This window comes from Aureimonas mangrovi (assembly GCF_014058705.1).
GTDB classification, from domain to species: domain Bacteria; phylum Pseudomonadota; class Alphaproteobacteria; order Rhizobiales; family Rhizobiaceae; genus Aureimonas; species Aureimonas mangrovi.
In genome coordinates this window covers 2,441,789-2,465,308 of sequence record NZ_CP059692.1, presented here as the reverse complement: position 1 = coordinate 2,465,308, position 23,520 = coordinate 2,441,789, and the positions used below count along the sequence as shown (strand labels likewise).

The following is a 23,520-nucleotide window of genomic DNA, read 5'->3' as shown; positions in this document are numbered from 1 at the left end:
ATAGCCGGAGGGTGCTGGCCGGGGAAGTGGCCCGTAAGGGCTCAGTCGACCCGCTGCGGTGCGCAGACGGCACCCTGATCGTAGCATCCGGCGCTTGGCTGCTGCGGCCACGCATTGGCGCTGCGGCCGTCATATTCGACGATCGCGGAGAAACTGACCGCGAAGAGGGCAAGGAGGATCGTGAGAACCGCCAGTCGCAGGATCATATCGGGAATCCTCTCTCTGTTCGGTTGCGACAATGAAGCCTCGAAGCTGAACCAAGGCTGGAGTTGTCGTTCATTTCGCGTTCAATCCGGTAAACGCAGCCTTAACAGAGGTGGAACTTTCTTCGCAAACCGTGCCGCTTGCGAGGGCGCTTCCAGGGCCTACATGCGGGGCGGAAAAACGGAAGGGACGCCCCTATGAACGAGCAGACGAAGCCCATCGAACTCCACTACTGGCCGACGCCGAACGGCTGGAAAGTCAGTATCATGCTGGAGGAACTGGGCGTTCCGTATGAGACGAAATACGTCAATATCGGCGCCGGCGAGCAGTTCGAGCCGGCCTTCCTGAAAATTTCTCCCAACAACCGCATGCCGGCGATCGTCGATCCGGAAGGGCCGGGTGGCGAGCCGATCTCCGTCTTCGAATCGGGTGCAATTCTCCAGTATCTCGGCCGCAAGTTCGCCCGCTTCTATCCGAGCGACGAGCGTGCGCGCGTCGCTGTCGATCAGTGGCTGTTCTGGCAGATGGGCGGCCTCGGCCCGATGGCGGGCCAGGCCCATCACTTCCGCCAGTACGCGCCGGAGAAGATCGAGTACGGCATCAACCGCTACACCAACGAGGTGAACCGCCTCTACGGCGTGATGGACCGGCGTCTGGCCGAGGCCGACTATCTTGGCGGCGCAGAATATTCGATCGCCGACATGGCGTCCTATGGCTGGATCGTCCCGCACGAGAACCAGGGCCAGGATCTAGCCGACTTCCCGAACCTGAAACGCTGGTTCGACGCGATCGGCGCGCGGCCGGCGGTGGAGCGTGGCGTCGCGCTCGGGCGCGAGAAGCGCAAGAACCTCGCCGAGGACAAGGATGCGCAGAAGGTCCTGTTCGGCCAGCGTTCGCGCTGAGGCCGGTCAGCGGCTCCAGACCTGCGAGCGGCAGAAGATTCGCGCGACGCAGCCAGTGAGGGTGAGCGTGTCACCCTCCACCACCGCGTGGCCCTCGTAGGCCTTGCCGCTCTCGGGATCGATCACCTCGCCCTCGTATCGCTGGGCTCCCGGCGCCATCCAGCCGACGGAACCCCCGGCGTACTCGCCCGTGTCGATCACCGAGCAGAAGCCTTTCTCGCAGGGCGCATAGGTGACCGTTTCGCCGTTCTGCACGCGCCAGGTGCCCTCGAGCGACTGGGCGGCAGCGGGCAGGGAGGCGAGTGCGACGGCGAAAGCGAGGGTGAGGCGGCGCATCGGCTTCTCCGGGCGAGGACGCTCAACCCTCTGCGCGGTGTCCGCGACGGAATGATGGCGGCGGCGGCGCCTCGTCAGTGCGCGTGGCCCGCATGGCTGTGCTGCGTGGCGTTCCCGGCTTCGACGTCGACGTGAACGTCGAGATCGGCGTCCCCGAAGGTGAGCGTCAGGTCGAAGCTGTCGCCCCGTGCCAGGGGCCCCTCCATGGCGGAGAGCCGGATCGCGAGCCCGTTGGGGGATAGCTGAAGCTGCGAGCCGTCAGGCAGCGGCATCCTGTCGATCTCCGCCATGCGCAATTCTCCGCCTTCGTTCCGCAGGCCGACGAGCGTCGCGGACGCAGCCACGTCCGAGTGCGCGCCCGTCAAGGTCGCTTCTCGGCCCGACCGGTTCTCGATCTCCATGTAGACCAGCGTGTCCGGCCCGTCGCCTGCATTGGTCCAGGCGTGAACGGCGCGCAGGCCGCCCGCTTCGGCCAGATGATGGTCGTGGCCGTCTTGGTCTTGCGCGAAGGCGGCTGTGGCGAAAAGCGACAGGGACAGGAGGCTGGCGCGCAGCATGGATGCATTTTCCCGGGAACGATTCGACGTCGCCGATATCTGACGGCTCCGCATGACGGCGCGATTACACCGTCAGCCGCAGAGCCGCTTTCGCGGCCTGGCCGCGCGGCAGCTCGCTTCCCACGCCAGGGGGCTTCCCCGTCCGCCTCGGCATTTCGATCAGATCGTCTCTTCCTCAGCGCTGACGGGCGAGCCGGTGGGCGCCTGCCCGGCGAGCACCGCGCCGCACCTTCTGTTGCCGAGGGATCAGACGCGCGTCAGTTCCTGCGAGCGGCAGATCAGCCCGCCGAGGACGCAGCCCGAGACCGACAGCGTGTTGCCCGACAGCGTGCCCTTGCCGGTGAATTCGCGCCCGTTGCGGGTGTAGTCCGTCACCGTGCCCTCGTAGCGCCCGTTGCCGGTCGCGGTCATGCGGCCGAAGGTCTGGCCGGCGTTCGGGCCGTTGACATAGGTGAGGCAGAACTGGCTGCCGCAGGGAGCGATGGTGGCGTTGTTGCCGGATGGCATCCGCCATGTGCCTTCGATCGGGTCCGCGAGCGCGGCGCCCGTCGAGGCCACGAGAACGAGAAGGCCGGCGGCCAGAAGCGATTTCATGACGTCATCCTCCCAGGGATGAACCGAGCGCGCCGCCGCGAGATGCGGCGTCTCCTCCCGCCTGGTTTCCCTTAACGTAAACTGCGCGACAGCGCGTTGCCAAGAGAATTCGCATTGATCGGAAGACGTCGCGATCGATGCGAAAAGCGCCGATACGGCAGGGGTTGGCAGTCGGCGCGGGGCTTATGGGCGCGCCGCCAGCGAGCCCTTCAGCGCATCCTCGAACAGCGCGAGATCGGCTGGCGTGCCGGCGGTGACGCGGATCATCCGGTCCAGCGGCGCCGTGCCCGGCATGCGGATGAAGACGCCGCGCTCGATGACCCCCTCGAGGACCGCCCGCGCATAGGCGCCGTCCCGGCCGCAGTCGATCGCGACGAAGTTGGTGGCCGATGGGAGCGGGCTCAGTCCCGCGCGCCTTGCGATCGCGGCGATCTCGTCGCGCGCGGCCACGATCTGCGCGACGGTGCGCGAGAGATACTCCTGGTCGTCGAGCGCCGCGATCGCGCCCGCCTGCGCCATGCGCGACAGGCCGAAATGGTTTCGCACCTTGTCGAAATGCCGGATCGTCTCGGGCGCGCCGAGTGCGTAGCCGATGCGAACGCCGGCCATGCCGTAGGCCTTGGAAAAGGTGCGGAAGCGCAGGACGTTGTCGCGCAGCGGCTCGATCGCGGGCAGGGCGCCTTCGGGGGCGAGATCGCCGTAGGCCTCGTCAAGGACGAGCAGGGTCTCCGCCGGCGTCTCGTCGATCAGCTGCTTGACGGTCTGCGCGTCGTGCCAGCTTCCGGTCGGGTTGTCCGGGTTGGCGAAGTAGAGGAGCTTGGGACGCACGGCCTTCGCGCGCGCGGCGAGCGCCTGCGGGTCTTCCACGTCGTTCCTGTACGGCACGAAGTCGAGAACGCCGCCATGGCCGACGACATGATAGTTGAATGTCGGGTAGGCGCCGAGCGAGGTCACGACCTTGTCGCCCGGCTCGATCGTCAAGCGCACCACGAGGCCGAGGAGACCGTCGATCCCTTCGCCGACGGCGACGTTCTCGGGCGAGACACCGTGATGGGCCGCGATGGCCGCGCGGATGTCGAAATGCTCGGGGTCGCCATAGGCCCAGCTCTCGGCCGCTGCCTTCGCCATCGCCTCCACCACCTTCGGCGAGGGACCGAAGACGCTCTCGTTGGCACCGAGGCGCGCGCGGAACGGGCGGCCGGTGCGCCGTTCGATGGCTTCCGGCCCGACGAAGGGAACGGTGGCCGGCAGCGACTGGGCGAGGGGCGTGAAGATCATGGGCGTGTCGGTTCGTCGATGCGCTGGAGCCCGTCCTTGAAGCGGCGGGCGTTGGAAACATAGTGCTCGGCCGAGAGCCTGAGTTTGGCGACGGCGGCCTCGTCGAGCGTGCGGATCGCCTTGGCGGGCGCGCCGACGATCAGCGAATTGTCCGGGAATTCCTTGTCCTCGGTCACCAGCGCCCCCGCGCCGACGATGGAGTTGGCGCCGATGCGCGCACCGTTGAGGACGGTGGCACCCATGCCGATCAGCGAATTGTCACCCACGGTACAACCGTGGACGATGGCGGAATGGCCGATGGTGCAGCCTTCGCCGATGGTCAGCGGCGAGCCGGCGTCCGAATGCAGGACGGCGTTGTCCTGGATGTTGGTGCGCGCGCCGATGCCGATCCACTCGTTGTCGCCGCGGATCACCGCGCCGAACCAGACGCCGCAATCCTCGCCGAGCCGCACGCGGCCCGCCACGCTCGCGCTGTCCGCCACCCAGTATCGGCCGTTCTCCGGCAGCTCGGGCCTTTCGCCGTCGAGTGAATGAATCGCCATGTGTGATGCCTCCCGCAAGGGCCGGCAAACTGCGACAGCGGGCCGGGGGAATCAAGCGGCAAGCCGTCAGGCGAAGCGCCTGGCCAGCGCCTTGGTGATCGACTGGTTGACCTTGTCGTAGCCCGCCCAGGGATCGGCCGCTTCGATGCGCTTCAGGATGTCGGCGGGGTGGAAGAGGTTGGCGGCCTCGAGCTCCGCCAGCTCGTCCCAGGTCACGGGAGTTGCCACCGGCGCGCCCTCTCTTGATCGCGTGGAGTAGGGGGCGATCGCGGTCTGCCCGCGCTCGTTGCGCAGCCAGTCGACGAAGATACGGCCCTTCCGCTTGGCCTTCGACATGGTGGCGACGAAGCGCTCGGGCTCGTCGGCCTCCATTCGGTGCGCGACGGCGCTGGCGAAGGCCTTCACCTCCGGCCATTGCTGACGCCGTGACAGGGGAGCGACGAGGTGGATGCCCTTGCCGCCCGTCACCATTGCGAAGCTTCGGAGGCCGCCATCCGCAAGCCGGTCGCGGAGATCGAAGGCCGCGCGCTTCACATCCGCGAATTTCAAGGATTCGTCGGGGTCGAAGTCGAAGACGAGACGGTCCGGGTTTTCCAGCCTGTCGTCGCGCGAGCCCCAGATGTGGAACTCCAGCGTGTTCATCTGGAGCGCGGCGACGAGCCCGGCGGCATTCGAAACGGAGAGATAGACCGCCTTCTCGCCGTCCTTCTCCGTTACGTCGACATGGCCGATCGCGTCGGGGAAGCCGCCCGTGTCGTGCTTCTGGAAGAAGCACTGCTTCGCGCGCCCCTGCGGACAGCGCACCAGCGAAAGAGGCCGGTCGCCCGCCCTCGCCAGCATCCGTTCGGCCACGGCCTCGTAATAGAGAGCGAGGTCGCGCTTCGTCAGCCCCTGGCTCTCGAACACGACGCGGTCCGGCGAGGTGAGGCGAACGCCTGCGATCTCCTCAGGTTCGCCGTCGCCCTTCTTCGCGCTCGACGATTGTTTCGCTGGGGGAGCCACCGGTTTCTCCTCGACGATGCCCTCTGCCGGCTTGTCCTCACGCAGGCCCTTGAACACGCCATGGCGCACGGCGCCCTCCGGGGTGAGTTCGGCAAAATCGATCTCGGCGACGAGCTGCGGCTTCACGTAGCGCGCGCCACGCGCCACCTCCTTCGGCACCGTCTCGAAGGGCGAGGTCCTTCGGCCGAGATCCTTGAAACGCGCGGAAAGCTCGTCGAGCGTCGCCTCCGTGAAACCGGAGCCGACGCGGCCGCGATAGACGAAGCGATCGCCCTCGAACACGCCGACGAGGATCGAGGAGAAAGCCCGCGCCTTCTTGGCGGAGGGCGAGAATCCACCGATCACGAACTCCTGCCGCCTCGTGCACTTGGTCTTCACCCAGGCGGTGCCGCGCCCCGCGCGGTAGGGTGCGTCGGCGCGCTTGGAGACGATGCCCTCGTGGCCCGAGCGGCAGATACTGGCAAAGACCTTTGCCCCGGACCCGCGCACGTGCTCGCTGTAGAGAAGCGAGCCCTCGCCGGCCTTCTCGATAAGGCTCTTCAGCTTCGCCTTGCGTGTCGTCAGGGGCTTGCCCGTCAGATCCTTGCCGTCGAGCGACAGGAGGTCGAAGGCGAAGCACGAAAGCGGCGAGCCGTCCGACAACGCCTCGCGCAGCGTAGAGAAATCCGTTCGCCCGCCGGCATCGAAGGCGACGACCTCGCCGTCGATCAGCGCGCTCCGGCAGGGCAGCCGCTCGACGGCCGGCAGGAGAGGGCCGAAGGTTTCGGTCCAGTCCTTTTCGTTGCGGGTATAAAGACGGGTCTGCCCGCCGCCCGTCGCGATCAGGACGCGGTAGCCGTCATACTTCAGCTCGTGCAGCCAGTCGTCGCCGGTGGGGGCCTCCTCGACGAGCGTCGCAAGCTGGACGGGACGAAAGCGTGGCAGTGTGCCGCCCGGCTTGCCTCTCGGCGCCGCTTTGTCCGCCGCCGCTTCGGCCTTCGGTTCGGGGCGCTTGGTCGGGCGCTTCCAGGTCTCGTCGCCCTGCGAGATCTGGTGCATCGTGCGCCCGGTCTTCACCGAGCGGTCGGCGCGCAGGATGTTGCGCCGCGTGGAGGCGACATCGTCCTTCTCCTTGATGAGCAGCCAGTTCTCGCGGGTCTCCTTGCCGCGCGGCTTCATGCGCACCAGCGCCCAGTGGCCGGTCATCTTCTCGCCGGCGAGGTCCATCTTGATCGAGCCGTTCTTCAGGCCCTCTTCCATGTCCTCACGCGGCTGCCAGCGGCCGAAATCCCAGAGCATCACCGTGCCGGCGCCATACTCGCCCTCGGGGATCGTCCCCTCGAAGTCGCCGTAGTCCATCGGGTGGTCCTCGGTGCGCACGGCGAGGCGCTTGTCGGCCGGGTCGAGGCTCGGCCCGCGGGTCACGGCCCAGCTCTTCAGGACGCCACCCCATTCAAGGCGGAAATCGTAGTGCAGGCGTGTCGCGTCGTGCTTCTGGACGACGAAGACGAGCCCGTCCTGCGAGGGTACGCCTCCGGCGGGCTCTTTCGTCTTCGAGAAGTCTCGCTTTTCGCGATAGCGCGCGAGAAGGTCCTGCGCCGCGCTTGCCATGCCGGCCTCAGGCGCTCTTGCGCCGGCTTGCGGTGCTTGCCCGACCGCCGGACTTCGCCGCCGGCTTTCGCGCCGTCTTCTTCGGCGCCGGTTTGGCCGCCGGCTTCGATCCGCCGCCCTTGCCGCCCTGCTCCAGGCTCTTCTTCAGGCTGGCCATCAGATCGACGACATTCGAGCCCTTCGGCGTCGCATCATCGTCATCATCCTCATGGGGTGCCACCTTCGACTTGCCCTTGGTGCGGCGCTTTTCCGCGATCAGCTCCTTCAGCGCGGCAGTGTAGCGGTTCTTGTACTCCCCGGCATCAAAGGGCGCGCTCTTGCGCTCGATGAGGGCCGTCGCGACCTCCAGGAGATCGCCGTCGGTCTTGGAATTGGAGATTTCGGAGAAGATCGTCTCCGATTTCTGGATTTCGTCCTGATAATGCAGCGTCTCGAGGAGAAGACCCTTCCCGCAGGGGCGCAACGCGACGAGATACTCCTTGCCGCGCATGGCGAGCTGGCCGAGCCCGGCCTTCCTCGACTGGCGCAGCGCATCGCGCACGACGCGGAAGGCGTCTTCGGCGAGATCGTCGGACGGAACCACGTAATATGGCCGGTCGAAATAGAGCGGCGGGATCTCGTCCATGTCCACGAACTGGACCAGCTCTAGCGTCTTCTTCGTCTCCAGCTTTACGTCCTCGATCTCCTCGTCGGTGAGGAGCACGTATTCGCCTTTGGAAACCTCGTATCCCTTGACGATATCGTCCTTGTCGACCGGACCCACGCCCGCCGCGACCTTCTCGTAATGGATGCGCTTTCCGCTCGGGCGGTGGATCTGGTTGAACGAGATCGTCGCGCCCGACTTCGTGGCCGAGAACATCTCGACCGGTATGGAGACGAGGGAAAGGCGGATCTGGCCCTTCCAGACAGGACGCGGCGCCATCGCTTCAGCACTCCGAACACGGGACGCGACTCAACGCCGACGCAACCCTGCCGTTCCCGATCGTGCCCAAAGCCGTTGATAAGCGTTAATCGACGCGCCGGGCACCTTGCCTGGGGCGAGCGGGGAGGCCAGCTTGCCGGCCATCATGGTGCGCTTCCTCCACACGGCCGACTGGCAGGTCGGCAAGCCGTTCGGCGGCTTCTCGCCCGACGCGCGCGGCGAATTGCGCGCCGAGCGCTTCGCCGCCGTCGCGCGCATCGCGGCGCTGGCGAAGGCCGAGCGGTGCGAGGCGGTGCTGGTCGCGGGCGATGCCTTTGACGACAACACGATCTCCGACCGCGAGATCCGCCGCACTCTCGAGGCGATGGCGGGCTTCGACGGCCCCTGGGTCATGCTGCCGGGCAATCACGACGCCGCTCTCTCCGTCTCGGTCTGGACGCGCATCGCGCAGATGGGCGGCCCGGCGCAGGTGATCGCGGCAGTGCTGCCCGAGCCGATCGAACTGGCCGGCGGGCGCCTCGTCGTCCTGCCCGCGCCGTTGACGCGCCGCCACGAGGGCGCCGACCTCACGCAGTGGTTCGACAGGGCGGAGACCAGATCGGACCAGCTCCGGATCGGGCTCGCCCACGGAGCGGTCGCCAACCGCCTGCCGGCGAAAGCCGAGAGCGGCAACCCGATCGCCGACGATCGGGCACAGCGCGCGCGCCTGGATTATCTGGCGCTCGGCGACTGGCACGGTTTCCTGGAGATCGCGCCGCGCACCTTTTATGCCGGCACGCCGGAGCCGGACCGCCACCGCGCCAACGCGCCGGGCCACGTTGCGCTGGTGGAGATCGACGGGCCGGGCGCCGAGCCGCGCGTCGATCAGCGTCGCACGGCGCGCTTCGACTGGCGTGCGCTGGAACTGCGGCTCGACGGCGGCATCGAGGCGCTGTCGACGACGCTGGGCGCGCTTGCCAGGCCCGGCGAGACGCTGGTCGACATCAAGCTTTCCGGGGCCCTTTCGCTGCGCGAGCGCGTGGCGCTCGACGAGGCGCTGGAGGACTGGCGCGCCCGTCTCTTCGATCTGCGCGTGCGCGACGACGACCTCTTCGATGCGCCGGAAGACAGCGACCTCGACGGCATCGACGTCGCCGGCTTCGTGCGCGAGGCGGTCAACCGGCTCCGGGCGCGCGCGGCTGACCCCGCCGATCCCGAGCGCGCCGCTGCCGCGCTGGCTTTGCGCATGGCCTATGCCGAGCACCGCCGCCTGCAGGGCGGGGAGGGCTGATGTATCTGCGCTCCCTGAAGGTACGTGACTTTGCGGGGCTCGACGCGGCGGATCTTGAATTCGACGAGGGGCTGAACGTCGTCGTGGGCGACAACGAGGCCGGCAAGTCGACGCTCCTCGCCGCCCTTCGCGCCGCCTTCTTCGTCCGTCACCGCGCCAGCGGAGAGAACGTCAAGGCGCTGGCGCCCTATGGCCGCACGGCGCGCCCCGACGTTTCGGTCGCCTTCGCGCTGGACGGCGTGGACTATCGGCTGACGAAAGGCTTCCTCCAGCGCGCCGAAGCCGTTCTCGAATGGCCGGGCGGGCGGCTGGAGGGCGATGCCGTCGAGGAGCGCCTGGTCGAGCTTCTGGGCTTTGCCCACGGCGCGCGCGGCTCCAAGATCGACGAGAACCAGGGCGCCTTCGGCCTTCTCTGGGTGGAGCAGGGGAACGCGCCCGCGGGGCTCGACCTCGGCGTCGGGCGCCATGCCGTCACGGCGTCTCTGGAGGGTGAGGTCGGCCAGATTCTGGGCGGCGAGCGCGGTCGCAGGCTGCTGGTCGCAGCCAAGGCCCTGCAGGACCGGTTCTTCACCGGTACGCTGCGGGTGAAGGCGGATTCGCCGCTGAAGCTCGCCGAGGACGCGCTCGAGGCCCTGCGATCGGAGCGATCGGAGCGCGTTGCGGCGCTTGCGGAATATGAAGAGCGGATCGAAAAACTCTCTGACCGGCGCGCGCGCCTCGCCTCCTACGAGCGGGACGACGTGCGCGGCCGCGCTGAAACGGCGCTGGCGAAGGCCGAGGAAGCTGCCCGCGCCCTCGACGGCGCAAGGCGCGACCTCGACGAGGCCGAGCGCGGCGTGAAGCGCGCCGAGGCCGCCTTCGATGCCGCTGCGGCGCGTGCCTCCGCCCGTCGCAACCGCCGCTCGCAGGCCGCGGACGCCGCCGTCAGGACCGAGGCCCTTGCCGGGCGTCTGGCGGAACTTGCCGAGGACGCCGCCGCGCGTGCGACGGCGCGCGAAAGCGCGCAGGCGGCTCTCGACGAGGCACGCGCGAGGCTCGCTGCGGCTGAGACTGCGGCGGGAGCGGGGCGGCGGGCCGCCGAGCGCGTGCGCCTTGCCGAGGACGCGCAGCGGCTTCGGCGCGATCTCGCCACCGCGCGTGAACTGGCCGAAAGACTGCGCGCCCTTGCCGAAGGGGCTCCCGCAAGCAGCATCGACGAACGGGCGGTGAAGGCGCTGGAGGCGGCCGAGCGGGAGCGACGCGAGGCCGAGATTCGGCTGTCGGTCGCGGCGCCCGTTGTCGTTTTTGCGCCGCGGGACGGCCGTACGATCAAGCGTGCCGATGGCGAGGCCGTTGCGGCGGGCGCCGAGATTCGTGTCGGCGAGGCGGCCGAGTTCGCTCTCGAAGGCTTCGGCTCGCTCTCCGTGCGCCCCGGTGGCAGCGCCGGCGAACTGGCTGCGACCCTGCGTTCCGCGCGTGCTCGCGAGGCCGAGCTTCTGCACGCAGGCGGTGTGGTGAGCGCGGCCGAGGCTCGGGCAATGCTGGCGAAGGGAGAGGAGCGCGCACGCGAGGCCGCGAGCCTGCGCGCCGATCTTGCACGCGCCGCGCCGAACGGAATCGATGCGCTGGCCCATTCACTCGACGATGTATCGCGCAAGCTCGCCGCGTTCGGCGAAGAGGAAGTGGCCGCGGGCGACCGCGATGCGCTGGAACAAGCGCTTCGGGCCGCGCGTGAGAGGCTCGCACGAGCGGAAGCGGTGCGCGAGGCGGCGGGCTCCGCCGCCGGGGCGGCCGATCTTGCGCTGGCCCGCGCCGAATCGGACGTCGCGCACGCTCGTGAAACCGCGGAGGGCCTGGCCGCGGCCCTTCGCGTGGAAGAGGGCGAGCGCACCGATGCCGCGCTCGACGAGGATGTCGCGGCTGCCGATGTCGAGCGCCAGGGGGAGCGCGGCCTTCTTTCCGCGCGCCGCCACGCGTTCGAGAAGGCGGACCCGGACGCTGTCCGCCTCGAGCGCGATCGCGCCGCGAAGGTGGTGACCGAGACCGCGCGGACGCTGACTGAACTGATGCGCGAAGCGAGTGCGCTGGAAGGCGAATTGCGCGTGCAGGGGGCCGCCTCGCTCGGCGAGCATGTGGAGCGTCTGGACGGCGAGATCGCGAGCGCCGAGGCCGAAGTCGCGCGGCTGCGGCTGGAGGCGGACGCCTCGCGGCTCCTGCACGAGACGCTGAGCGCGGCGCAAAGCGATGCGCGCGAACACTGGCTGGGTCCGATCAAGAGCCGCGTCGCGCCCTATCTGCGGCTCATCCAGCCCGAGAGCGAGATCGCCTTCCACGACGAATCGCTGGAGATCCGCAGCCTCCAGCGCCACGGCCGCGAGGAGGAGTTCCGCCGCCTGTCGCATGGCGCCCGCGAGCAGATCGCCGTCGTGACCCGAATCGCCCTGGCCGAGGTGCTGAAGAACGGCGGTCACCCGGCGGCAGTGATTCTGGACGATGCACTGGTCAACACCGACGAAAAGCGCCTCGCGCGGATGCATCTCGTCCTGCGCCGCGCCGCCGAGCGATTGCAGGTCATCGTGCTGACCTGCCGCGAGCGGGACTTCCGGGACCTCGGGGCGCCGATCCGCCGTCTTTGAGGCGAACGAGAGCGGGTGCGGACGGGCGACCGCCGCATTTGCCATGCCGCAAGCGGAGAGCTGCCGTTTTACGTTGCTGTCCGCCTGAAAATTAAGCTTCGCGAAAGCTTTCCGTCACGCTTCCGTCATGAATGCTAACCGCGGTTAATCTTCGCGTGGCCATCATGCAACAGCGGTGTGGCCAACGTGCCCATGAGGCGGCAGAGCGGCGCTTTGGTGATTGCATCGCGCAGGCCCCCGAATAATGTGGCGAATGAAAGAGGGCGGGGGACGATCCTCCTCTTTCAAGGGATGGGGCAGGGAAGGCTGTCCTTCGTACAAAAGGCCCAACCCTACCTTGTAAACTTGACTGGAGGTCAGGAAATGAACATCAAGAGCCTTCTTCTCGGCTCCGCTGCGGCCCTCGTCGCAGTTTCCGGCGCCCGCGCTGCGGACGTCATCATGGTCGAGCCCGAGCCCGTTGAATATGTCCGCGTCTGCGACATCTACGGCTCCGGCTTCTACTACATCCCGGGCACCGAGACGTGCCTGCAGATCAGCGGTTACGTCCGCTACGAGTACCGTTACGAGTCCGAAGGTTCGGATCGTGAGGTCGAGTTCGATGGCGGCGTTGCGGATGTGCTTTCCTCGACCAACCTCGACGGCGACGATTATCGCTTCCGCACCCGTACGCGCGGTCGTCTGAACTTCGACGCCCGCCAGGAGACCGAGTGGGGCACGCTGCGCGCCTACTACCGTTTGCAGGCCCAGCGCCAGGACGACTCCCCGTCTTCGGCCGGCTCGAACGCTTCGGTCGAGATGGACCGTGGTTTTCTGCAGCTCGGCGGCCTGACGGCCGGTTACCTGAACACCCTGTGGGTCAGCGAACTGGCCGGCGGTGGTCTCACGGCCGATGCCGGTACGGGCCTCGACGCCTCGTTCCTGCCCTACGGCGACGCGAAGGCCAACCAGCTGAACTACACGTTCGCGCTGAACGGCTTCAACGCCTCGATCGGCCTCGAGCAGGACGGCACGGGCGACTTCGCTCCGGACATCCTCGCCAAGCTCTCTTATGCCGGCGGCTTCGGCGCGGCGTGGGTCATCGGTGCATACGATGAGCGTGTGAACGCGGACTCCGGCTTTGCCGTTCCCGGCTATCCTCCGTTCGACGATGTCTTTGGAGACGAAGACGAAGACGATGGCGCCTTCGCGATCAAGGCCGGTATCGCCCTGCAGGATCTCTTCGTTGCCGACTCGCAGCTGAAGATCCAGGGTAACTACTCGTTCGATCCGAGCGCGTATTCTTACCGTCCTAATGCCGGCGCGTTCACCTACATCGACTATGACACCACGACCGGTGACGGCACGTTCATCCGTCAGGGCAATGCCGGTATTCCGCTGGAGTGGGCTGTCGAAGCCGGTTACACGCAGGCTTTCGGTGCGATCGACGCCGGCATCGGCGGCATCTACGGTCGTTCCTTCGAGATCCTGGGATCGGGCGAAGAGGTCGACTACTTCGGCATCGAGGGCAACCTCGTCTACAACTTCACCGATCGCTTCTTCGCCGGTCTGTTCGTGACCTACGAGAACTTCGACGACAACGGCCTGACGGACGAGGTTACGGGCCTGAACTTCAACGACGACGAGTTCCGCGGTCTCCTCCGCATCCAGCGCTCGTTCTAATCGACGACCGCTTCAAGCAAGATCGAAGGGGCCGGCTTTGCCGGCCCCTTTTTCGTTCGTGCTGCAGAAGCACGATCGGTTCGCGGCGCATTCCGACCTAGGTGGTTGGTCCGAAAGCATACCTGCGTTGCAAAGCGCGATAGTCCCGGCCAGAAGCACGGTGGCGACTGGAGGGATACGGATCGAATAACGACACGGCCGCGGGTGATCGGTGCTGAGGTTTGGGAGTGAGAACAGACAGGGGAGGCGGTAGAGCAAGGCGTCGCGCTCTGGCGGTCGTCACCTCGATCCTCGTCGCCCGCCTCGAGCTGCAGACGAAGATCGCGCTCCGAACGAGCGCGAGCGACGATGCGGCGAACGATTTCCGCGTCGGGCTCAAGGATGACGAGGGCCGGCAGACGAGGGATGCCGCATCGGATCAGGCGGGGGCTATCGCCTTTGCCGCGTGAAATGCTCTGAAGCGCAAGGCGCTCCGCGTACAAAGCGCAGCCCGATTGCGGCTGACACCCTGCGTCGTTCTCGTGCCTGGCCCGAGGATCATATTACGCGCGTGCAGCGGCAGCGCTCTGCCGATCGATCATCGGTCAGGCCCCGAGGCGGACAGCGCATGGCGGACGTGAAGTCAACATGCGGACCGGGCCGGGTCGCAGCCACACCGGATCGCACTCCGAGACGAAGCTCAGCTTCGGCGGCCGTTGCGCAGGTCGCCCTCGATGTTGAAGCCGGCCCCGAGACGCATCTTGTAGACCTGGTAGTTCTCCATGACCCGCTGCACGTAGTTGCGCGTCTCGGTGAAGGGAATCTGCTCGACCCAGTCCACCACCTCGTCGATGGGGCGCTCGCGCGGATCGCCGAAGCGCTCCACCCACTCGCGGGCCCGCCGCGGGCCCGCATTGTAGGCGACGAAGGTGAGGACGTAGGAGCCGCCGAAGGTGTCGATCTGCTGGCCGAGATAGCGCGAGCCGAGCTGGGCGTTGTACGACACGTCGTTCAGGAGCTTGGCTTCCGAATAGGACGCGCCGACCTCGCGCGAGAGCGAGCGGGCCGTTGCGGGCATCAGCTGCAGGAGGCCGAGCGCACCGACCGGTGACTTGGCCTGCGGATTGAAGGCGCTCTCCTGCCGCGCGATCGCATAGGCGAGGGCCGTGCCCGACGCGGAGATGTTGGCGTTCGCCGGGATCACGCCCGTCGGGAAGGCGAGGGCGGGCGCGTCGATGCCGCGCGCGTAGGCGATCTTGCCGACGTCGAGCGCCAGTGCGTGATTGCCGCGCCGTTCGGCCATCGTCGAAAGGAGGGCGAGTTCGCCGGGGCTGTCGATCTCTTCGGCGAGCGAGCGATAGAGACCGGCCGCGCGCCAGTCCGAGCCGATCTCCTGCAGGCGCACGATCGCGCGCACCGCCTCGCGGCTCTGGAAGCGCTGACGCTCGGCGTCGCTCGGGCGGGGGAAGGCGATGGCGCCCGGCGTGCGGCCGAGCTTGGCGGCCGCGAGCTGGCCATAATAGGTCGCGCCATGGCGTGCGGCCTGCGCATAGTAGTTCTGCGCGTTGCCCGGCCCGCCCGCTTCCGCCGCGCGGCCCATCCAGTAATAGGCGCGCGACTGCGAGAGTGGCCGCGAGGAGACTTCGGCAATCTTGGCGAAATGGGCGCTTGCCCGGCGCGGGTCGTTGAGCTGGCGCAACGCATACCAGCCGGCATGGAACTGCTGCTCGACGCCCTCCACGATGCCGGTCGCAGGCTGCTCGGAGACGAGCCGATAGGCATCGCGGGCATCGCCGCGCTCGATGAGCATGCGCGCCACGATGCGCTTCTCGTTCCACCAGGCGTTCGGATCGATCTGCGCCGCCGGGTCGCGCGTGGCGGCGAAGAACACGGCCGCCGCGTCCCGTGGGCGGTCCGCCTTGCGCAGGTTCACGGCGCGCGCGAACTGGTAGGACGGGTCGGAATGCTGGTTGGCCGGCACGGCGGCGAGACGCGAATCGGCGTTCTCGCCGCGGATCGAGGCGGCACGCGCGCGGAACAGCGTCTCCGAGTTGGCCAGCGCCGAGACGCGCTCGGCCTCCGTGATGCGGTTGCTGTAGAGCAGCGTCTCCATCCGGACCTTGTGGTCTTCCTTTGTCAGCAGGCTGCCAAAGGAGCGCAGCATCTCGGCTTCGGTGTCGCGCGTCAGCCGCTCGGTGCGCCAGGCGCGCGAAACGAGCTGGCGGGCGCGGCCCGCATCGCCCGTTTCCACATAGGCGCGAGCGAGCGCCATTGCGCCCTCCGGCGTTTCGGGCGCGGAGGAGGCGAAGGCGGCGAGCACTTCGCGCGCGGCCGGGCGCTCCTTGTAGAGCGCGCGCTCGGAATTGGCGCGCAGCGTCGCCATGCCGGGCCAGGAGGAAAGCTCGCCGGCCGCGTGGGCGATTTCGGACGCGGGCACGCCGTCGCCCTTGAGCGCGATCGCCCAGGTCAGGATGTGACGGTCGAGCGAACCCGGCGTCATGCCCTCGCGGATGGCGCGGGCGCGCGAGATGTTGTTATGCGTCGCGTCCAGCCCGTCCTTCAGGCTGCCGCGAGCCGGCGTCACGGCCGCCGCGCGCGATCCCATCGAGGCGATGGAAGAGGTGAAGCCCGTCGCGCCCGCGACGGGCGCCGGGCCCGTGCGCGCGAGCGCCGGGTTCGCGCTGGGCGCCGGCGTGCCGAAACGGGCCGGGTCTATGGCACCGGCAGGGCCGCTCGTCGACGATGCGCTCTGCGTGCCGCCGTCGCGCATCGTCGGCATCGGCACGGACTGGGGCAGGATGGCGTCGGCGGTGCAGCTAGCCAGCAGGAGGCCCGCGAGCGCGGTCTGCAGCCCGAGCGAGATGGCGACGGATTTCGCGGTCATCGCGAGCCTTTCGGATAAGCTCCGGCCGGGCGCGGGAAAGCGTCCGGTCCGTGTCGGCATGGTGACCAAATCTCTCACGGGCGCGGTGAAGAGTTGGTAAAGCCGGCGGGGCGCTCCGGAGCTGATCTCGCGTGGGGCTCGCAGGGGCCGGTCTCCTTGTCTCGAGGGGGGCGCTTCACTATGGTGCCGCCATTCGCGCCGACCAAGACGGCTGATCTGTGTTCGCCCGATGACAGGGGCGTGAAGCCGCGTGCAGGCTGGAGGGAGTTTCATGTTCAGGGGTTCGTTGACGGCGCTCGTCACCCCGTTCGCCGAGGACGGCGGTCTCGACGAGGCCGGCTTCCGTGCGCTCGTCGAATGGCAGATCGCCGAGGGCTCCGACGGCCTCGTGCCGGTCGGCACCACGGGCGAGACACCGACGCTCACCCATGACGAGCACAAGCGCGTGGTAGAGATCTGCATCGAGGTCGCCGCGGGCCGCGTCCCGGTCATCGCGGGTGCCGGCTCCAACAACACGGCCGAGGCGATCGATCTCGTCAAGTTCGCCGAAAGCGCGGGCGCGGATGGCGCGCTCGTCGTCACGCCCTATTACAACAAGCCGACGCAGCGCGGCCTCTATGCCCATTTCGCGGCCGTGGCCAAGGCCACCAGCCTGCCGATCATGATCTACAACATCCCGCCGCGCTCGGTCATCGACCTGATGCCGGAGACGATGGGCCAGCTCGCGCGCGACTTTTCCAACATCGTCGGCGTGAAGGACGCGACCGCCAAGCTCGATCGCGTCTCCGACCAGCGCCTGCACTGCGGCACGGACTTCATCCAGCTCTCGGGCGAGGACGCGACGGCGCTCGGCTTCAACGCGCAGGGCGGCCACGGGTGCATCTCGGTGACGGCGAACGTCGCGCCGCGCCTGTGCGCCGAGTTCCAGGCGGCCAGTCTTGCCGGAGAGAACGTCCGCGCTCTGGAACTGCAGGACCGGCTGTTCCCGCTGCACAAGGCGATCTTCATCGAGCCCGGTCTGTGCGGCGTGAAATATGCGCTCTCGCGCATCGGCCATGTGCGCAACGTCGTGCGCTCGCCGCTCGTGCCGATCGAGGCTTCGACGGAGCGGGCGATCGACGCCGCGCTCGTTCACGCCGGGCTCGTCAATTGACAGGAAGGGCACGCGGCCACATCTGACGGAGCCGCGATGCGACAGGACGGAAAGGGGCGAAGGCGCGTTGTGCCTTCGCCGGCGATGTGATGGCCAAGGCGAAGAAGGACAAGTCGAACGTCGCGGCGGAGAACCGCAAGGCGCGGTTCAACTACGAGATCGTCGATACGCTGGAGGCTGGGCTCGTGCTCACGGGCACCGAGGTCAAGTCGCTGCGCGAGGGCCGCGCGACCATCGCCGAATCCTACGCGACGGAGGAGGGCGGGGAGATCTGGCTGATCAACTCCTTCGTGCCGGAATATCTACAGGCCAACCGCTTCAACCATGAACCGAAGCGGCGGCGGAAGATCCTCGTCCACGCGGCGCAACGCAACCGTCTCGCCGGTGCGGTACAGCGCGACGGCATGACGCTGGTGCCGTTGAAGATCTACTTCAACGAGCGCGGCCGCGCGAAGCTGGAGCTTGCGGTCGCGCGCGGCAAGAACGCGCCCGACAAGCGTGAGACGCTGAAGGAGCGTGACTGGAACCGCCAGAAGCAGCGCCTGATGAAGGAAGGCGGCCGGGACTAGGCGTTGCTCGCCGCCTTCCGCAGAAGCGGTGCGGCATGGTCGATGAAGGCGCGCGCCGCGCCGCCGGCGGGGCGCGCCGGCTGGAACACCATGCTGACGGGCACAGGGTCGGGCTCGTACGGCTCGAGGATCGTCTCGAGGCGCCCGTCCGCGATCTGCCGTTCGACCTGATAGGAGAGGGGGCGCACGATCCCCATGCCGCGCTCGGCCGCATCGATGGCGGCGGCGGCGTTGTTCGACGCAAGGGCGCAGGTCACGCGAACGGAGCGGATGCGACCATCAGCCTCGCGGTAGGGCCAGAGCTCCTGCGTGCCGGCATCGTTGAGCCCGATGCAGCGATGCTCCGCAAGCCCGGAAGGGTGCTTCGGCCCGGGGTTGGTCTGCAGATAAGCGGGTGCCGCGCAGGTGAGGCGACGCACTTGACCGAGCCGGATCGCCGTCAGCGATGAATCGGGAAGCTCGGCGAGGCGGATCGCGACATTGACGCCCTCCGAGACGAGATCCACCATCCGGTTGAGGAGGAGAAGGCGCACCCGCGCGGCGGGATGGCGCTCCATGAAGCTCGCCACCACCGGCGTGACATGCATTCGTCCGTAGAGCTCGGGCGCCGTGACGACGACGGTCCCGGCGATTTCGACGTTGCCGTCTGCGCGTCGCAATGCTCCGATTTCGCCGAGAACCGCGCGGTAGACGGCGGCGTGGCGCGCGCCGGCCTCCGTCACCGCGAAGCGCCTCGTCGTGCGTTCCAGAAGGCGCTCCCCTGCTTCGGCTTCCACCTGCGCGACGGCTCGCGTCACCGAGGCGGGCGAGCGGGCGAGCCGGCGCGCTGCCGCTGCGAGAGATCCGGCGTCGACCACGGCGACGAAGATGGCGATGGCGTCGAGGCGGTCCATGATCGTTCCAGAATCTGAAATCAAGCTTTTCGGAAAAGCCATATTATTTCATCGCGCAGCTAGCGATAGCTTTTCCTTCTCCGAGGGAAAGGATTGAGCGATGATTGCGAGATACGGATTTCAGGACGTCGGTGACGTCAGCGTCTTCTACCGCGAGGCAGGGCCTGCCGACGCGCCGGTGATCCTGCTGCTGCACGGCTTTCCGAGCGCCAGCCACATGTTCCGGGATCTCATCCCGCTTCTGGCCGATCGCTTCCGCCTGATCGCGCCGGACCTGCCGGGCTTCGGCCAGACGAAGGCGCCGCCGCGCGGCATGTTCGACTATACGTTCGACGAGCTTGCCGACGTGATCGAAGGTTTCACGGACGCCATGGGGCTCGACCGCTATGCGCTCTATGTCTTCGACTATGGCGCGCCGGTCGGCCTGCGTCTCGCCACGCGTCATCCCGAACGCGTCTCGGCGATCGTCTCGCAAAACGGCAATGCGTATCTCGACGGGTTCAGCGATGAGTGGGGATCATGGGAGGCCTATTGGCGAGAGCCGAGTGCCGAGAACCGCGAAGCCTGCCGGCCCTCCCTTTCGCCGCAGACGATCCGGGAGTGGCAGTACGGGACGGGCGCCGACCCGAGGCGCCTGTCACCCGACGGGTACGAGCTCGACATCGCCTACATGTCGCGGCCGGGCGCCGAGGAGATCCAACTCGACCTCATTCTCGACTATCGCTCGAACGTCGCGCTCTACCCGTCCTTCCAGGCCTATTTCCGCGCGCATCGCCCGCCGCTCCTGGCGGTGTGGGGGCGGCACGACCCGGCTTTCGTTCCGGCAGGCGCCGAGGCGTATCGGCGCGACCTGCCGGACGCGGAGATCCATCTCCTCGATGCCGGGCACTTCGCGCTGGAAACGCATGCGACGGAGATCGCCGATCTGATGCGCGGCTTCCTGGCCAAGCTCGGCTGAGGCGTTCCGGTTTCTGTGTCAAAGCGCGCGCCGCTAGGCGTCGAGGGCCGCGCGCGCCTTCTCGAAGACGTCGGTGAACATCGCCTCGGTCAGCCGGCCGGTGTTCGTGTTGTAGCGCGAGCAATGGTAGCTGGAGACGATGTCGATGCCGCCGATGCGCGTTTGCGCAGCGTGCGCGAAGGGGGCGTCCTTCAGCCTGGCACCCAGCGCGCGCACCGTCGAATCGTGGGCGATGCGGCCGAGCGTGACGATGACGGAGAGGCGCGGAGAAGCCCCGATCGCCGGGGTGAGGAACTGCCGGCAGGTGTTGATCTCCGGCCCCGTCGGCTTGTTCTGCGGCGGCACACAGCGCACGGCATTGACGATGGCGGCGTCGATCAGCGTCAGCCCGTCGTCCGGGCGCGCCGCGAAGGTGCCGCGCGCGAAGCCGAAGCGCTTGAGCGTGGCATAGAGAAGGTCGCCCGCATAGTCTCCGGTGAAGGGGCGCCCGGTGCGGTTCGCGCCGCGCAGGCCCGGCGCGAGGCCCACGACGAGGAGGCGCACGGCCTGTGCGCCGCCTTCGGGCAGGAACTCGGGCACCGGAGCGTTGTGCCAGCCGGGCTCCTTCGCGCGCCATTCGTGGCGGAAGGCGGCAAGGCGCGGGCAGAGCGGGCAGTCGGACGGGACAGCGGGGAGGGGCATGGTGACGGTCGGCTTTCGGGTGGCCACGGCGGATCGCCGGGCTGGAAGACGGCAGATGCACCCTCGCGTCAACCGTGCGGGAGCAACAACCCCTTGTCTTCGCACTGTCAAGGCGATAAGGGAGCCCCTTGATCCCGCTCATGCGAAAACACGAGGAGACAGGCCATGGCCCGCGTCACCGTAGAAGACTGCGTCGATAAGGTCGAGAACCGCTTCGAGCTCGTGCTCCTCGCTAGCCACCGCGCCCGCCTCATCGCGCAGGGCCAGCCGATCACCATCGACCGCGACAACGACAAGAACCCGGTCGTCGCGCTGCGCGAGATCGCCGACGAGACGCTCTCGCCCGACGACCTGAAGGAAGACCTGATTCACTCGCTGCAGAAGCACGTCGAAGTGGATGAGCCGGAGCCGCAGGCGCCTTCGGCCGGCGCGATCACGCAAGGGTCGGATTCGTCCGCCGCGGCCGCCGATGCGCTCGCCGCCAATGGCGAGGACGACAACATCGCCTTCGACCGCATGTCCGAGGACGATCTCCTCGCAGGCATCGAGGGCCTGGTGCCGCCCGAGAAGAACGACGATTTCTGAGAAGGCGCGTCTGCGGACCCTTCCGCAGGGCACTTTGGAAGCCTTATATGAAAGGGGTGCGGCCGTCCGGCCGCGCCCCTTCTTCGTTCCGGAGGATATCGCGCTTCGATGATGCGCCAATACGAACTCGTCGAGCGGGTCGCCGCGTACAAGCCCAATGTCGACGAGGGGCTGCTGAATCGGGCCTATGTCTATGCCATGCAGAAGCACGGGGCGCAGAAGCGCGCCTCGGGCGATCCGTATTTCTCCCATCCGCTCGAAGTGGCCGCGATCCTCACGGATCTGCATCTCGACGAGCAGACGATCGCGGTCGCGCTGCTGCACGACACGATCGAGGACACGGACGCGACGCGCAAGGAGATCGACCAGCTCTTCGGCCCGCGCATCGGTCAGCTCGTCGAGGGCCTGACCAAGCTGAAGCGCCTCGAGCTCGTCTCCAAGAAGGCCGAGCAGGCCGAGAACCTGCGCAAGCTGCTTCTCGCCATCGCCGACGACATCCGCGTGCTTCTCGTCAAACTCGCCGACCGCCTCCACAACATGCGCACGCTCCACCACATGCGTGAGGACAAGCGCGCGCGCATCGCGCAGGAGACGCTCGACATCTACGGGCCGCTCGCCGGGCGCATGGGCATGCAGGGCATGCGCGAGGAACTGGAGAACCTCGCCTTCCGCCACGTGAACCTCGAGGCCTACGAGACCGTCACCGCGCGCCTGAACGAGCTGCGCGAGAAGCATGCCGGGACCATCGCCCAGATCGAGGAGACGCTGACGCAGCGCCTCGCCGAAAGCGGCATCGAGGCGGAGGTTTCCGGGCGCCAGAAGAAGCCCTACTCGGTCTTCTCGAAGATGCAGAGGAAGGCGCTCTCCCTCGAACAGCTCTCCGACATCTTCGGTTTCCGGGTGATCGTGGCGAGCGAGGAGGACTGCTACCGCACGCTCGGCATCGTCCACCGCACCTGGCCGCTCGTGCCGGGGCGGTTCAAGGACTACATCTCGATCCCCAAGCAGAACGACTATCGCTCGATCCACACCACCATCGTCGGTCCCTCGCGCCAGCGTGTCGAACTTCAGATCCGCACGCGAGAGATGCACGAGGTGGCCGAATACGGCATCGCCGCCCACGAGCTCTACAAGGACGGCGTGCCGCAGGACGGCCCGGCCGACCGCCTGCGCAGCGAATCATCGGCCTTCGCATGGCTTCGGCGCACGATCGAGATGCTGTCGGAGGGCGAAACGCCGGAGGAGTTCCTCGAGAACACCAAGCTCGAACTCTTCCAGGACCAGGTCTTCTGCTTCACGCCGAAGGGTCGGCTGATCGCGCTGCCGCGCGGCGCGACGCCGATCGACTTCGCCTACGCCGTCCACACGGACGTCGGCGACACATGCGTCGGCTGCAAGATCAACGGCCGCATCATGCCCGTCGTCACCGAACTCGCCAATGGCGACGAGGTGGAGATCATCCGCTCCAAGGCCTCGACGCCGCCGCAGGCGTGGGAATCGGTCGCCATCACCGGCAAGGCGCGCGCCGCCATCCGCCGCGCCACCAAGATGTCGATCCGCAAGCAGTATTCCGGGCTCGGCCAGCAGATCCTCGAGCGCGCCTTCGCCCGCTCCGGCAAGACCTTCTCCAAGGAGAGCCTGAAGCCCTACCTCTCGAAGGTCGGGCACAAGGAAGTGGAGGACGCGCTGGCCTCCGTCGGGCGAGGCGAGCTCGCCTCGGCGGACGTGCTGCGCGCCGTCCACCCGGACTTCCAGGATTCGCGCGCCGTGAAGCCCGCGGTGAAGAGCGAGGAGGAGGGCTGGTTCGGCCTGCGCACGGCGGCCGGCATGATCTTCCGCATTCCCGGCCGCTCGAAGAGCCCGAAGAGCCCGGAGGAGAAGCCCGGCGCGCTGCCGATCCGCGGCACGGGCAACGATCTGCCGGTGCGCTTCTCGCCGGATGGTGCCGTGCCCGGAGATCGGATCGTCGGCATCATCGAGCCCGGCAAGGGCATCACCATCTACCCGATCCAGTCCCCTGCGCTCACCGATTTCGACGACGAGCCCGACCGCTGGGTGGACGTGCGCTGGGACCTCGACGCCGAGATGTCGACGCGCTTTCCTGCGAGGGTTCGCGTCTCGGCGATCAACGAACCTGGAACGCTCGCCGAGATCGCCGACACGATCGCGCAGAACGACGCCAACATCCACAACCTCTCCATGGTGACGACCGCGCCGGACGTGACCGTGATGATGATCGACCTCGAGGTCTGGAATCTCCCGCACCTGATGCGCACGCTGAACCAGCTTCGCGCCCGCACCTGCGTGACGGACGCCGTGCGGGTGAACGGGTGAGGGCGGCGCG

21 protein-coding genes are annotated in these 23,520 nt (G+C 67.8%); 10 read left to right on the top strand and 11 right to left on the bottom strand.

Annotated features, from left to right (window positions below; all coding sequences use genetic code 11):
- Window positions 1-41 precede the first annotated feature (41 nt).
- Entirely contained in the window at window positions 42-206 is a 165-nt protein-coding gene (locus H1343_RS11815) for a hypothetical protein (RefSeq protein ID WP_185983094.1), read from the bottom strand.
- Window positions 207-401: 195 nt separating this feature from the next.
- On the opposite strand from H1343_RS11815, the gene H1343_RS11810 reads away from it, so the two are divergent.
- Window positions 402-1,106 (top strand): glutathione S-transferase N-terminal domain-containing protein, encoded by a 705-nt coding sequence (locus H1343_RS11810; protein ID WP_185983093.1) that lies wholly within the window; start codon window positions 402-404, stop codon window positions 1,104-1,106.
- Between the two features lie 6 nt (window positions 1,107-1,112).
- Here H1343_RS11810 and H1343_RS11805 read toward each other — a convergent pair whose 3' ends face one another.
- From H1343_RS11805 to ku, 7 genes are all read right to left on the bottom strand, one after another.
- Window positions 1,113-1,442 (bottom strand): DUF2147 domain-containing protein, encoded by a 330-nt coding sequence (locus tag H1343_RS11805; RefSeq protein ID WP_185983092.1) that lies wholly within the window; start codon window positions 1,440-1,442, stop codon window positions 1,113-1,115.
- 74 nt (window positions 1,443-1,516) lie between these two features.
- A complete protein-coding gene (locus tag H1343_RS11800) occupies window positions 1,517-1,999 on the bottom strand; it encodes a copper chaperone PCu(A)C (protein WP_185983091.1) in 483 nt (160 codons plus the stop codon).
- A 246-nt stretch (window positions 2,000-2,245) separates the two neighbouring features.
- Window positions 2,246-2,593 carry a DUF2147 domain-containing protein gene (locus H1343_RS11795; protein WP_185983090.1) on the bottom strand — a complete coding sequence of 116 codons (348 nt, stop codon included), beginning with the start codon at window positions 2,591-2,593 and terminating at the stop codon, window positions 2,246-2,248.
- A gap of 183 nt (window positions 2,594-2,776) precedes the next feature.
- Window positions 2,777-3,871: a pyridoxal phosphate-dependent aminotransferase gene (locus H1343_RS11790; protein WP_185983089.1), complete on the bottom strand. Its 1,095-nt coding sequence runs from the start codon at window positions 3,869-3,871 to the stop codon at window positions 2,777-2,779.
- Window positions 3,868-4,413, bottom strand: coding sequence for a gamma carbonic anhydrase family protein (locus tag H1343_RS11785; protein ID WP_185983088.1), 546 nt, complete (start codon window positions 4,411-4,413; stop codon window positions 3,868-3,870). Before H1343_RS11785 ends, H1343_RS11790 begins: the two co-directional genes overlap by 4 nt.
- 66 nt (window positions 4,414-4,479) lie before the next feature.
- Window positions 4,480-7,005 (bottom strand): DNA ligase D, encoded by a 2,526-nt coding sequence (gene ligD, locus H1343_RS11780; RefSeq protein WP_185983087.1) that lies wholly within the window; start codon window positions 7,003-7,005, stop codon window positions 4,480-4,482.
- A gap of 7 nt (window positions 7,006-7,012) precedes the next feature.
- On the bottom strand, window positions 7,013-7,927 hold the full coding sequence (gene ku, locus H1343_RS11775) for a non-homologous end joining protein Ku (RefSeq protein WP_185983086.1): 915 nt from the start codon (window positions 7,925-7,927) through the stop codon (window positions 7,013-7,015).
- Between the two features lie 133 nt (window positions 7,928-8,060).
- Between ku and H1343_RS11770 the strand changes: the two genes are divergently transcribed.
- The 4 genes from H1343_RS11770 (at window position 8,061) to H1343_RS11755 (ending at window position 13,923) form a co-directional block, all read left to right on the top strand.
- Window positions 8,061-9,197: a metallophosphoesterase family protein gene (locus H1343_RS11770; RefSeq protein WP_246332987.1), complete on the top strand. Its 1,137-nt coding sequence runs from the start codon at window positions 8,061-8,063 to the stop codon at window positions 9,195-9,197.
- Window positions 9,197-11,812, top strand: a complete 2,616-nt coding sequence (locus H1343_RS11765; RefSeq protein WP_185983085.1) for an AAA family ATPase — start codon at window positions 9,197-9,199, stop codon at window positions 11,810-11,812. Before H1343_RS11770 ends, H1343_RS11765 begins: the two co-directional genes overlap by 1 nt.
- 363 nt (window positions 11,813-12,175) lie before the next feature.
- A complete protein-coding gene (locus H1343_RS11760; RefSeq protein WP_246332985.1) occupies window positions 12,176-13,474 on the top strand; it encodes a porin in 1,299 nt (432 codons plus the stop codon).
- A 227-nt stretch (window positions 13,475-13,701) separates the two neighbouring features.
- Complete coding sequence (locus H1343_RS11755) at window positions 13,702-13,923, top strand: hypothetical protein (RefSeq protein ID WP_185983084.1); 222 nt, start codon at window positions 13,702-13,704, stop codon at window positions 13,921-13,923.
- Between the two features lie 230 nt (window positions 13,924-14,153).
- Here H1343_RS11755 and H1343_RS11750 read toward each other — a convergent pair whose 3' ends face one another.
- A complete protein-coding gene (locus H1343_RS11750) occupies window positions 14,154-16,337 on the bottom strand; it encodes a transglycosylase SLT domain-containing protein (protein WP_185983083.1) in 2,184 nt (727 codons plus the stop codon).
- A gap of 271 nt (window positions 16,338-16,608) precedes the next feature.
- Between H1343_RS11750 and dapA the strand changes: the two genes are divergently transcribed.
- Window positions 16,609-17,490: a 4-hydroxy-tetrahydrodipicolinate synthase gene (gene dapA / locus H1343_RS11745; RefSeq protein ID WP_185983082.1), complete on the top strand. Its 882-nt coding sequence runs from the start codon at window positions 16,609-16,611 to the stop codon at window positions 17,488-17,490.
- A gap of 89 nt (window positions 17,491-17,579) precedes the next feature.
- Complete coding sequence (gene smpB / locus H1343_RS11740) at window positions 17,580-18,059, top strand: SsrA-binding protein SmpB (protein WP_185983081.1); 480 nt, start codon at window positions 17,580-17,582, stop codon at window positions 18,057-18,059.
- On the opposite strand, the gene H1343_RS11735 is transcribed toward smpB, so the two are convergent.
- Window positions 18,056-18,952 (bottom strand): LysR family transcriptional regulator, encoded by an 897-nt coding sequence (locus H1343_RS11735; RefSeq protein WP_185983080.1) that lies wholly within the window; start codon window positions 18,950-18,952, stop codon window positions 18,056-18,058. The genes smpB and H1343_RS11735 overlap by 4 nt on opposite strands.
- A 100-nt stretch (window positions 18,953-19,052) precedes the next feature.
- Between H1343_RS11735 and H1343_RS11730 the strand changes: the two genes are divergently transcribed.
- The gene (locus H1343_RS11730; RefSeq protein WP_185983079.1) at window positions 19,053-19,910 is read left to right on the top strand and encodes an alpha/beta fold hydrolase; all 858 of its coding nucleotides are present in this window, start codon (window positions 19,053-19,055) and stop codon (window positions 19,908-19,910) included.
- A 33-nt stretch (window positions 19,911-19,943) separates the two neighbouring features.
- Here H1343_RS11730 and H1343_RS11725 read toward each other — a convergent pair whose 3' ends face one another.
- On the bottom strand, window positions 19,944-20,591 hold the full coding sequence (locus tag H1343_RS11725) for a uracil-DNA glycosylase (protein ID WP_185983078.1): 648 nt from the start codon (window positions 20,589-20,591) through the stop codon (window positions 19,944-19,946).
- A 165-nt stretch (window positions 20,592-20,756) separates the two neighbouring features.
- Between H1343_RS11725 and rpoZ the strand changes: the two genes are divergently transcribed.
- Together rpoZ and H1343_RS11715 are read left to right on the top strand one after the other, a co-directional pair.
- The gene (rpoZ, locus tag H1343_RS11720) at window positions 20,757-21,176 is read left to right on the top strand and encodes a DNA-directed RNA polymerase subunit omega (protein ID WP_185983077.1); all 420 of its coding nucleotides are present in this window, start codon (window positions 20,757-20,759) and stop codon (window positions 21,174-21,176) included.
- 108 nt (window positions 21,177-21,284) lie between these two features.
- The gene (locus H1343_RS11715) at window positions 21,285-23,510 is read left to right on the top strand and encodes a RelA/SpoT family protein (RefSeq protein ID WP_185983076.1); all 2,226 of its coding nucleotides are present in this window, start codon (window positions 21,285-21,287) and stop codon (window positions 23,508-23,510) included.
- Window positions 23,511-23,520 lie beyond the last annotated feature (10 nt).